The sequence below is a fragment of the Opitutales bacterium genome, from assembly GCA_013215165.1.
In the GTDB taxonomy this organism is placed as follows: Bacteria; Verrucomicrobiota; Verrucomicrobiia; order Opitutales; family JABSRG01; genus JABSRG01.
In genome coordinates, this window is the sequence record JABSRG010000081.1 from 1 (window position 1) to 11,805 (window position 11,805).

The window sequence follows — 11,805 nt, forward strand, 5'->3', positions numbered from 1 at the left end:
AGACACGATCAACCGCTACAGCCCATCAATACTCAGGTTTGATCTCCGCCATCAGGTCTTATGGGATGGCTGTGAACATATTTTAAGATACTCAATCTCAGCCCTTTCGAACTCTCGCCTTTGTCTAAACGTAGCAGGCAGTGAGAAATTGGGCTCCTTCACTGCTGTCCTATTACGAAACAATAAGAGATTCCCTGTGATTGCTCCAACCAATCGGGCTGCCGGGAATACAATAAAAAATCCCCCGACAAAAATTGCCACCGCTAGACTTAGATAGGCCAGCCTGACATCACGAACAAGCTCAGTAAATTGGTCAAATTTTACGTAAGCAACTCCGGCAAAAAGATAGCAAAACAGAGCGACCGACAACGGAAGCACGTTCGAAGGGGAATTAACTCGGGGCATGAACTAGGGCTGTCCTATAACATTCCCTATTCACAGAAATTTACAAGTCCATAAAAGCACAAGACCTTTGAAGAAATTTGTCTCTATCCCGTTCCAATACAATAGGTTTCAAAACCTATATCCCGTAATTTACTGTGATTCAAAATACCTCGGCCATCGAAGATAAAGGCCGGTTTTTGCACACGTTCATAAATTCTTTTATAGTCCAATTCCGCAAATTCATCCCATTCAGTGAGAACGAGTACCGCGTGGGCTCCGTCTATGGCTTGATAAGGATCAGAAACCATTTCCAAAAATTCGTTGCAGCTCTTTTCCTTCTGAGAAGGAGACTGACCAAGATCTCGAAACATCGTCTCTGCAGAGACTTGAGGATCGTAGACAGAAAGCTTAGCTCGTTCCTCTAAAAGGTCGCGGCACACATAGATTGCAGCAGACTCACGCGTATCATTCGTGTCTTTTTTGAAAGCAAACCCCAGAATCGCGATCTTTTTGTGGGAAACCGTGTTGAAGAGAGAAGCGATCACACGACGAGAAAATCGACGCTTTTGATAGTCATTCATTGTAACGACAGCTTCCCAATATTCAGCTACTTCAGGCAGACCGAAATGCTCGCATAGATAAACCAAGTTAAGGATGTCTTTCTGGAAACAACTCCCACCAAACCCCACAGAAGATCGCAAGAATTTCGGACCAATCCGTGAGTCCGTGCCGATGGCCTTAGCCACTTCATCGACATCCGCTCCTGTGTTCTCACACAGTGCCGAAATCGAATTTATCGATGATATACGCTGCGCTAAGAAAGCATTCGCCGTAAGTTTTGAAAGCTCTGATGACCAAACATTCGTCGTCAGGATTTTATCCTTCGGTACCCAGTTTTCATAGATGCTCGCCAATTTCTCAATCGCAGCCCGTCCAGATTCTGTTTCGTCACCACCGATCAGCACACGATCCGGCTCATATAGGTCCTCAATCGCTGTGCCCTCAGCGAGAAATTCTGGATTCGAGAGCACCTCAAAATGGATACCTTTATCGTTAGACTCCAGAATGCGCTTAATCGATTGCGCTGTACGGACGGGTAATGTCGACTTTTCTACGACAATCTTAGGCCCATTGGAATCCTTAGCAATTTGACGTGCCACAGACTCTACAAAACGCAAATCTGCCGCTCTTCCGGCGCCAATTCCAAAAGTCTTTGTCGGCGTATTGACGCTGATAAAGATAATATCTGCCTCCCGTATACCCTCAGTCACATCGGTCGAGAAAAACAAATTTTTACCCAGGCGAGCCTGAACTATTTTACTAAGACCTGGCTCATAAACCGGAAGCTCGTCTGACTGCCAGGCAGCAATCCGTTCAGCATTAATGTCTACCACCGTCACCGTGACGTCCGCACATTTTTCGGCAATCACTGCCATGGTCGGACCCCCGACATAGCCTGCACCAATACAGCAAATCTTCTTCATAAAAACGGGACTGTGTTTCCTCAGTTCCCATCCTGTCAATCCAAGTTTAGGACACTGCAAAAGCCACCTATCAGTATTATTTAACCCAGAAAGCTTTTCATCATCCAAATCGCTTTTTCATGTATCTGAATACGACCGACCATGAGGTCCTCAGTTTCGTTATCTTGCGCGGCTGAAGCGAGATCACGTGCGACTTGGAGGCTCTTAACCAGGGTTTGATGCGCGCTAGTCAGATGCTTTACCATGTCTTCAGCAGAGGCATCTTCAGCGATTTCACTGATAGAAGACATAGAAGCCAAATTAGAAAGTCCTCCCGGTGCCAACGCACCGAGAGCCCGAATGCGCTCAGCCACTTCATCTACCGCGGTAAATAGCTCGGTGTATTGCCCCTCAAATGCAGTATGCAGCGAGAAAAATGACGCCCCGCGCACGTTCCAATGACAGATGTGGGTCTGTCCAATAAGCGCGTATGAATCTGCCACTACCTGACGCAGAGCTTTCACAACCGATTCTTTATTATCCATAGCGCCCTCAAGGTGATTCAGAAACATAGTGCACGCAACTGATTAACTCGTGAAACAATCACCTTTTGGGAACCTGAGAACCAAATTTCAGAATGCCAGCACTAGAGCGACTTATAAAAGCAGAAATCATAATCACTCGAGTGAAGCCTGCTGCTCATGGCATTCGATCCAGATAAAGATCTTTCCGACCCCGAGGAGGCGGTAGAAGAAAGCGACGAGAACGCGCTTTCTCCCGAGGATATTGAAAATATTCTAGAAGCGTCGGGAGAGGATATTGAGACAAAGGAACCTGAGCGCGACCCCGAGGCCGCGACTGCAGATCAGCTGGACGTCCTTCAAGGAATGATGGGGAACTTCGACACACCTCCATCAGAGTCGAACGGGGCAACCGAAGGCCCGGGGGAAGACGAAAATTCAGAAGCTCAGGAAAGTTCCTTGGAAGAAAGCCCTATCGATCCAGAAGCGGCAACTGCCGATCAATTGGGCGTCTTGGAAGGAATGGTGGGCAATTTTGAAAATGAACCAGAAAAAGCACCTGATTCGGACGACAACGAAACACCCTCAGCCGAAGAATCTAATACGGAAAAAGCGGACGAAAACCCAGCGCCGATAGAGGAACAGCCCGAGCCCGAATCCTCTTCAAAAGATCCAGAAGAGGCGACAGCCGACGAAGTCGATGCCCTAAAGGACTTGATGGGTAATTTTGGCGGCCCAAGTACATCTGCCGAGGCAACCGAAGAGGATGACGACGCGCACGATGAAGAAGAGGCAGATGAAACAAGCGAAGCGGCTCCATCTAGTCCAAGTCCAGAATTACTCGATCCAGAGACGATCGAAAACCTGGTTGGTGACACTTCTCCAGAAGCTGAATCGTCTGATGAAGATAAAGACCATAGCGAGTTTATACTCACGGAGGAAATACTCACTAAGATCATTACCGAGATCCCGGAAAAGCCGGAGAATGCAGATGAAGAAAAACCTCAAGATGCTGCCGACGAGGTCAGTGATTTTCTCGGCGACACCGAAGTTGAAGCCGTAGAAGATAGTGAAGAACTCTCATCGGATGAGATTAGCAAACTCCTTGATGAGGAATCTCCCGAGGAAGAGAAAGAAGCCCGAATTGCCGCAGAGGAGAAGGCATCAGACGAAAAAGCCAATGAGCCAGAGGATGATCTTGAAGAACAGGAGCTACTTGACGAAGAACCTGAAGCACAAGTCATCGAAGCAGAACAGCCTGAGCTAACTACAGAGTCAACTCCAGAGGTTGTCGAGGAAACTGATACGGCACGCAGGAAATTAACTCTGCCTTCTCTATCAAAGAAGCAATGGATTATCACCGGATCTTTAGCGGCGACCGTCCCGATCGCGTTTGTCAGCTTGATGGCCTTGGCACTTCAGTTTGCCAAGCCATCCAGCAAAGCCCCCGACATTTCCGAGGGCATTCCTATAGTCGGTCTCGTCGAAACCTTGGCTCAGAACGACATCGAACCATCCATTCAGTCGGCCATTGCTCCATATACTGACCGATTTGATATCACCACCGGATGGATCCATGCCGTTGCACATTCAGGAACAGAGCTCACTGCCACGGTTCCGATTACGGCCATCTTAAAAGAGACTCTCTATGAAATTGTCTCGGAAAATGTGATCCATCCACGACTGGTCCTCAATCCACGGACGTTTGGGCAGATCGCGAAAGAATTGTCTCAATCCAAAGATGGAACAATCCAGCAGGCACCCACGCCACCAGACTCAAACTTTGTCTACCCGCGATTCCCTGAGGGCTACCCTACTCGGGCTACTCTCACCCTCCACGGTCTTAAGGAAAAAGGACAATGGCATTTCACTGAACCCGCATGGCATTTTGCTGGAAACCTAGAGACCTTGCCTCGTGGCTTCTCAGCTAAAAATCTTGGATCCAAGGTCACGCTTGTTGATGGCCCTGAAGTGGGTGCTTGGGTTGAGCGCTATAATCAGTCAGCTAGTGAGCTATTGGGGACCTATCAAAATAAATACCTAACGGGTGCCGTCTCTAGCCTAAGAGATCGCGTTCAAGCGCGCGCCGACCTATTCCGAGACTTCGAAACGCTTGCCGGAAGGTTTTTCACTGCCGATAATTTAGAAAGTGGGTCTGCGTTCACAACGGTAATCACCGACACCTACGAGGATGGGTTTTTTGAAGGATACTTCCAACTCCCTGAGCTTGGGAATGCACCTAAACGATTTTCGGGCCGTGTGAATGTCGCCTCAAACCCTCAGGGCGGACTCGCCCAGACCGTCTCGATTCAGACGTATCGCCAAAGCGGCCTCGAGACTTCTGCTGGGGTGCCAAGTATCTTCATCGAGGGCCAGAGCCACACGATTCAACTTATCCGCGAGCCCGGCTATCTCAGTGGCAACGTCGGCGACATATATATGACACTCGCAAAGCCATGAATCTCCCCGCGAAAAAGATGGCTTTATCTCAGCTCAAGCGCCCTTACACGTTTTAACTCTGCAAGTATCGTGGCCGCTTTGAGCCGCTCACGATAATTGGGATCAAAATGAGCAAAGTTTATCTTCCCATCGGTCCCTATGAGACACAGAGCAGGAACGGGTAAAATGTGATGAGTCATCCCAGAGTCACTCTCGATATCGATACCATACTCATTTTTATATGTGCTTACTAAGTCTGTATCGAGTTTGAAGGCTACCCCAAAGGCCTTCATGGCATCCGCAGCACTATCTGAATAAAGCTGATAGCCAAGAGATTCTGCCTCCATGGCTTCCTTGATCTTCTCCGGGCGATCAGGACTTAACGCGATCACCTGAAAGCCCATACCGTCGATCGTGTCTTTGAGCTTTTGGACATCAGCTAGATGACGATTACAGTAGGGACACCAGCCTCCTCTATAGAAGATAAGCATCGTAGGCTTTTCACTCGTGATCTCACTGAGGCTCAGACTCTCACCTGAGAAACTGCGCACAGAGACATCCGGAACAGTATCTCCGATTGCAAGCGGTCGCGCAGCGGAGGCATCATTTGGCACAGCAGCGTGTGCCGAGAAGGTAGAAAGAGTGGCGAGAATGAGTAAAACGGTCTTCATGCGTCTTGGGATGTTTTGTTTGAAGATTTATTCCAGACTACATTTTCTGCTCAAAAACGCTCGCCCCCTAGCCCGGAACGTCTTTGGTCATCAGGCAGATGAGTCTTATCTTTCCCGAACACTACGAAGTGGGCCCATTCTTCGATGAGATGTTTGAGCAAGATGGTAGCATCCGGATGCACTATCGTGCTTTTGCCGATCGCCTGAATGCCCTCGCACCCGATGATTTCAAACGCCGCCGCGAAGCGATTGATGCCATGTTTCTCCAACAGGGTGTCACCTTCACCACCTACAATGATAACGCAGAAGGCACCGAACGCATTTTTCCTTTCGACATGGTGCCGCGTATCATACCCGGGAACGAATGGAATGTGCTAGAGCGTGGACTCAAACAACGCATCACAGCGCTCAATCTTTTTTTGCACGACATCTATCACGACCAGAAGATCGTCAAAGATGGTGTCATTCCTCCACAATACATCTTATCTGCACGTCATTTTCGGCGAGAATTTGCCGGCTTTAACGTACCCAAGGATATCTACATCCACATCTGCGGCACGGATTTGATACGTGACGACAAAGGCGAATACCTTGTCTTAGAGGATAATTGCCGCTGCCCTTCCGGTGTGTCTTACATGCTCGAGAACCGTGCGGCGATGAAGCGAGTGTTTCCAAATTTCTTTCCGCGAGCTGGTGTAAGGCCGGTAGAGAAATACCCCGATGCGCTCCTCAAAACACTTCAATACATCACACCTGTTGAGAAGGATAACCCAACCTGTGTTGTGCTCACGCCGGGCGTCTATAACAGCGCGTATTTTGAACACTGTTTTTTAGCGCGACAGATGGGTATCGAAATCGTTGAAGGTGCAGACCTGGTTGTGCGAGACTTTAAAGTCTATATGCGCACCACTGATGGGCTGAAGCAAGTAGACGTCATTTACCGCCGAATCGATGACGATTTTATAGACCCCAGCGTCTTTCGGCCTGACTCACTCCTCGGCGTCCCGGGATTAGTCAACGCGGTCCGCGCAGGCAACGTCGCACTTGCAAACTCTATCGGCACCGGCGTCGCAGATGACAAGGTCGTCTACTACTTCGTGCCGCACATGATTAAGTATTACCTCGACGAGGAACCCATACTGAAAAACGTCGAGACCTTCCTGCCCTCAGAGCCAGACGATTTCAAATTCATCATAGAAAACACCGAAAAATTGGTCATCAAATCCGCAAATGAAGCCGGGGGTTATGGCATGCTGATCGGGCCGAAAGAAACCAAGGAAAAAGTGGATCAATTCCGTGAAATGGTAAAAAGGGAACCGCGTAATTTCATCGCCCAACACCCCATCTCACTTTCCCGACATCCGACATTCACCGACGAAGAGGGATTCGGCGGACGCCATATCGATCTCCGCCCCTACATCCTGTATGGGGAAGATATTTCTATCATACCGGGCGGCCTCACGCGCGTTGCATTGCGCAAAGGTTCACTTGTGGTGAACTCGTCTCAAGGCGGTGGCTCTAAAGATACCTGGGTGCTCCACCCAAATACCTAATCTAACTCTAATCCGACCGCTTACTCATGCTTTCACGCGTAGCAGATTCCCTTTTCTGGATGAGCCGATACATCGAACGAGCCGACAACCTCGCGCGCATTCTCGATGTAAATGTTCAAATCCTCCTCGACTTCGCCCAGCTAGACGATGCGCATATTAAAGAACACTGGGACCCCATATTACGCTCAGTGGGCCGCCTGGAGCAGTTTGAAGAGCAATACGACCACGCAAATAGCCATACTGTCACAGAGTTTCTAACATTCTCTCGAGACAATCCCGAGTCGGTCGTTTCCTGTCTCTGTTCCGCACGGGAAAACGCACGAATGATTCGAGACCAAATCTCTTCCGAACTCTGGGAGGCCATCAATGAGATGTATATCTTTCTTCGATCGGCTTCCGCGATGCAGGTTTGGGAGCAAGGGGCTTATGCCTTTTACAGCCGCATCATGCGTGAATCCTATTTGGTTCAAGGCCTGATGGCCGCAACGTTCCCACAGGATGTGAGAAATAACTTTTTCGTCCTTGGACGCTTCCTTGAACGTGCCTTTAAGGTCACGCAGATTCTCGATACCAAATACCACATCTTGCTACCCCAAGTTTCTGATGTTGGGGGTGCCGTGGATACGGTTCAATGGGGCGCGGTTCTTAAATCCTGCAGCGCCTATGAGGCTTTCCACCAGCGTTATGTTACCCAACCCGAACCACGCAAAATAATTGAGATGCTGGTGTTGAGTGACAATTTCCCCCGCTCCGTGCGCTTCTGTGTGACGAAAGTGCGAGACATATTAGAAAGTATAGCTCAGAACAGTGAATCAGAAGGTCCGGTGAAGGCCATAGCGATTCTCAAGGAACTGACTGAGGAACTTGCAGGCATCAATACCGAATTCATCGTTCAGAAAGGAATGCACGAATATTTGATGAGTATCCAAGATAGGCTAAACGCAGCAAATGATGCGATTTTTCAAGCCTACCTCTTTCGTCCACCGGTCGACATGGAAAACGAGATCGCTTTACAGCAACAACAACAGCAACAATAGCAGCGCGTCCCAGGTCAGCGATTTTCACCTTCCTAGGTTGAAGGTGGCATGCTGCCTCGCAAGGGTAGCGGTATCTTATGTCTATTTGGATTCCCTTCAGCCTCTGCCTGCTCTCATCTGTGTTCTCTGTCATGGCAATGAAAGGCACAGCACAGACACGCCGAGCACGGTGGCTCATTGGGCTCGGTGGCTGTATCCCCGCATTCAGTGTCCTGCTCTTACCTTTTGGCTCATTTGGGGCGATACTGCGCGCCACCCTTCCACTTGGAATCATCATTTTAGGCATAGGAGGGCTCAGCTATACCAAGCTCGAACTTGTTTCAGATGAAACCAAACGCATTTACACTGCTATTCTCGGATCTATAGCCAGCCTCAGCGTCGCTGGCTGGATGCTCGTTCTCTGAGCTCTGTTTTACTCTAAGCTATTCCTACCGAATTACATAACATGCACCCGTATATTCGCCGCACTCTCGAAGCTGTCCATAAACGCAACCCAGGAGAGACAATATTTCAGCAGGCAGTCCAAGAGGTACTCGAGTCGTTGGAACAAGTCATTCAGGAACACCCAGAAATCGAAGAGCAGAATATTCTCGAACGCCTATGCGAGCCTGAACGCCAAATCGCTTTTCGCGTACCCTGGCAGACTGATACAGGCGCTTACGCAGTAAACCGTGGCTACCGGATAGAGTTCAGTAGCGCTCTGGGCCCGTATAAAGGCGGGTTGCGCTTTCACCCTTCCGTTACGGGATCGGTCATCAAATTTCTCGGATTTGAGCAGATTTTCAAAAACAGCCTAACCGGCCTACAGATCGGCGGAGGCAAAGGCGGTTCGGACTTTGATCCTAAAGGAAAAACGGACGGAGAGATCATGCGCTTCTGTCACAGCTTTATGACTGAGCTGGCTCGTCATATCGGCGAGAAGACTGATGTTCCGGCTGGCGATATTGGCGTAGGGGGTCGCGAGATAGGATTTCTATTTGGCCAGTATAAACGCCTCACAAACCGCTATGAACTGGGCGTCATCACCGGAAAACCGCCAGCCATGGGCGGATCTTATGTTAGAAAAGAAGCTACTGGCTACGGAGCAGTCTATTTCGCCAGGGAAATTTTATCTACGCAGGGGCAAGACTTCGAGGGTCAGCGTGTCGTAGTGTCTGGCTCAGGGAATGTTGCGCTCTATGCCATCCAGAAGCTACAGAGCCTCGGTGCTCAGGTAGTCGGATGCTCAGATAGCGGCGGCTCTCTGTTTGATCCAGCAGGACTCGATTTTGAAGCCCTGAAGTTGCTCAAAGAAATTGAGCGAAAGCGCCTGGTGGAATATCTCAAAATCCACGACCGTGCCGAATATCGAGCGAGCGAAAAAGTCTGGTCTATCCCCTGCGATATCGCATTCCCATGCGCTACTCAAAACGAGCTCGCACGCGAAGACGCACAATTACTCATCAAGAATGGATGCACCCTCATCTGCGAGGGCGCGAATATGCCCTGTACCCCAGAAGCCATCAAAGCCTTCGAAGAGGCCTCGGTTATACTTGCACCCGCAAAAGCGGCAAACGCCGGTGGCGTCGCGGTGAGTAACCTTGAGGTGCAACAAAATGCAAACTGGCAACAGTGGAAACCCAAGCAGGTAGACGAACAGCTCCAAACTATTATGAAGCAAATTCACAAGAACTGCCTCTTCTACGCCGAGCGCTACGGCCAAGCAGGAAATTTGATCCACGGGGCCAACATCGGAGGCTTCATTCGAGTCGCCGAAGCCATGCGAGACCTCGGCCACGTCTAAACTTCATACCGAACCACTTTTTCAGCGGCGACGAAGCGCCGCCTCCAGCGTCCTTTATGAATGGAGGGGCACGCTTTGAAGTGACCTATTGCCGAGATGAGACCAAACTGTTCAAGCAGTTGAACCCGTGCAAAATGTAAGCCCCCGTGCTATCGCAAAAAAAACACAACAACCACCGTTGCTGTGTTTTTCTAAAGAGAGAAAAGATAGACTGAAGCGTAATTACTGTCGCCCTGCTTCTTCGCGCGCTTTTGCTACGCGGATTGCTAAGCGACGCTCGCTTGCTTCAAAATTCACAGAGGCAATCCAAGCTATCAACGCAACCTTGAGGGGTCCAAGAGCGATGAGGATGCCGAGCCAGTTATTATAATGCCATGAGTTCATGTTATTAAGACATTCGAGTTCAGCGATTGTTCAAGTAGAATTGGTAGACTATTTAGCGGCGGAAACGCGTGTCTGGCAAAACCGGCCCACGGTTGACCACATCTTGACCCACGGCGCGCACAGATTTGATGAAGATAGCCTCTTCTGGGACATCCGGCATCCCATTGCGTGACGTCGTAGTTTGGGTAGAAATGAGATCGACCACATCCATCCCTCCGATCACGCGTCCGAATACTGCATACCCGTAATTTCGCACGCCGTGATCTAGGACATCATTAGCTTTGAGATTAAAGTAGAATTGTGAGGTAGCTGAGTGCTTATCTCCTGTCCGAGCCATTGCCAGCGTGCCGCGCTCATTCTTCAAACCGTTTGATGCCTCGTTCAAGATAGGCTCACCCGTTTCTTTACGGACTAAGTCTTCGGTCATACCGCCACCCTGCACAATGAAACCGGGAATCACACGATGAAACACAGTGTTGTCATAAAACCCTGCTTCGACGTATTTCAAAAAGTTCTCAACGGTGCCTGGGGCAAAGTTGCGATAGAGTTCGGCCGAAACGACACCATAAGTTGTGTCGATCTCCACGTAAACCGTGACCTCTGGAAGACGATCCTGAAAGTTGCTCCGATTGATAGGACGTTCTACCCGAGAACATCCAAATAAAAACACCAGGACACACAGGGCCGAGATAAAGCGAAAAGCCGTAATCATGGATACGAAAAAATGTTCAGCATTGGGGATGTCAATCGCTCATCCTTGACACCGGCTCACGCTAAATTCCTTTAGAGAACAGTGTGACTCTGTCACGTTGCGAAACCCAGAACTCATTCATGCCGATCTACGAATACTATTCAGCCGATACCCACACCGTCTATCAGTTCTATGCCCGTTCGCTTAGCTATCGCGATAGCATCCCACGATGCCCGGATGGCGAAAAATATCGCATGCAGAAAAAGGTCTCCAGCTTTGCGTTCATCGGAAAGATAGATTTCGAAGAACCTGAGGGAGATGGCATCCATGACGCCGAGGACATGTTCGACGAATCTCAGCTCGCCCAGGCAATGTCAAAGATGGAGCGCGAGTTCTCTCGAATGGATCCCGACAATCCTGACCCTAAAGCCCTCGGGAAAATGATGCGTGAAATGGCATCCGTCACCGGGGAAAAAATGCCTGAAGACATGCAGGAGATGATCGGGCGAATGGAAGCAGGCGAAGATCTTGAGTCGATCGAAAACCGTTTTGGCGATTTAATGGAAGGCGACGGCGATGACGACGGCGAATTAGAGGCCGATCAACTTGAGAAACGGTCACCTACCGCCGCAGCAGCTCTCAAACTCCTCCGTAGACAGCGCAGCCCTAAAAAGGACCCCGAACTGTATGAGATCACGGATTATCTCTGATTTATATCGGTAATCTGATGGGTTTCGCTTTGCCACATGGCCAAGCGTTCGTTGCTAACCCCTGCTACAATGGAGGCCACATTCAAATCGACTCGGGTATGACCAGAAGTGCGGGGAGAAAAATTTCGAATAATCGCATTTTATGGTGTACAAGCGTTCACAAGTTTGA

Annotated in this window: 11 protein-coding genes; 6 read left to right on the plus strand and 5 right to left on the minus strand. The window is 49.4% G+C overall.

The genetic code is table 11. From position 1 onward, the window contains the following. Positions 1-488 precede the first annotated feature (488 nt). Positions 489-1,868, minus strand: a complete 1,380-nt coding sequence (locus tag HRU10_13915; protein NRA28327.1) for a UDP-glucose 6-dehydrogenase — start codon at positions 1,866-1,868, stop codon at positions 489-491. Between the two features lie 80 nt (positions 1,869-1,948). Next, positions 1,949-2,392 carry a DNA starvation/stationary phase protection protein gene (locus HRU10_13920; protein ID NRA28328.1) on the minus strand — a complete coding sequence of 148 codons (444 nt, stop codon included), beginning with the start codon at positions 2,390-2,392 and terminating at the stop codon, positions 1,949-1,951. Between the two features lie 156 nt (positions 2,393-2,548). Between HRU10_13920 and HRU10_13925 the strand changes: the two genes are divergently transcribed. Continuing rightward, complete coding sequence (locus HRU10_13925) at positions 2,549-4,828, plus strand: hypothetical protein (protein ID NRA28329.1); 2,280 nt, start codon at positions 2,549-2,551, stop codon at positions 4,826-4,828. Between the two features lie 23 nt (positions 4,829-4,851). Here the strand turns inward: HRU10_13925 and HRU10_13930 are convergent, their stop codons facing one another. Beyond that, on the minus strand, positions 4,852-5,478 hold the full coding sequence (locus HRU10_13930) for an AhpC/TSA family protein (protein NRA28330.1): 627 nt from the start codon (positions 5,476-5,478) through the stop codon (positions 4,852-4,854). A gap of 98 nt (positions 5,479-5,576) precedes the next feature. Here HRU10_13930 and HRU10_13935 point away from each other — a divergent pair, with 98 nt between their 5' ends. The 4 genes from HRU10_13935 (at position 5,577) to gdhA (ending at position 9,851) form a co-directional block, all read left to right on the plus strand. Beyond that, positions 5,577-7,031 carry a circularly permuted type 2 ATP-grasp protein gene (locus HRU10_13935; protein ID NRA28331.1) on the plus strand — a complete coding sequence of 485 codons (1,455 nt, stop codon included), beginning with the start codon at positions 5,577-5,579 and terminating at the stop codon, positions 7,029-7,031. 26 nt (positions 7,032-7,057) lie between these two features. Then, positions 7,058-8,068 carry an alpha-E domain-containing protein gene (locus HRU10_13940; GenBank protein ID NRA28332.1) on the plus strand — a complete coding sequence of 337 codons (1,011 nt, stop codon included), beginning with the start codon at positions 7,058-7,060 and terminating at the stop codon, positions 8,066-8,068. A gap of 77 nt (positions 8,069-8,145) precedes the next feature. Then, a complete protein-coding gene (locus HRU10_13945) occupies positions 8,146-8,472 on the plus strand; it encodes a hypothetical protein (GenBank protein ID NRA28333.1) in 327 nt (108 codons plus the stop codon). 41 nt (positions 8,473-8,513) lie between these two features. After that, positions 8,514-9,851, plus strand: coding sequence for an NADP-specific glutamate dehydrogenase (gene gdhA, locus HRU10_13950; GenBank protein NRA28334.1), 1,338 nt, complete (start codon positions 8,514-8,516; stop codon positions 9,849-9,851). Positions 9,852-10,073: 222 nt separating this feature from the next. Here the strand turns inward: gdhA and HRU10_13955 are convergent, their stop codons facing one another. Both HRU10_13955 and HRU10_13960 read right to left on the minus strand, forming a co-directional pair. Next, positions 10,074-10,235 (minus strand): hypothetical protein, encoded by a 162-nt coding sequence (locus HRU10_13955; protein NRA28335.1) that lies wholly within the window; start codon positions 10,233-10,235, stop codon positions 10,074-10,076. 52 nt (positions 10,236-10,287) lie between these two features. Beyond that, positions 10,288-10,947 (minus strand): peptidyl-prolyl cis-trans isomerase, encoded by a 660-nt coding sequence (locus HRU10_13960; GenBank protein ID NRA28336.1) that lies wholly within the window; start codon positions 10,945-10,947, stop codon positions 10,288-10,290. Positions 10,948-11,066: 119 nt separating this feature from the next. Between HRU10_13960 and HRU10_13965 the strand changes: the two genes are divergently transcribed. Next, on the plus strand, positions 11,067-11,636 hold the full coding sequence (locus tag HRU10_13965) for a cytochrome C (protein ID NRA28337.1): 570 nt from the start codon (positions 11,067-11,069) through the stop codon (positions 11,634-11,636). Positions 11,637-11,805 lie beyond the last annotated feature (169 nt).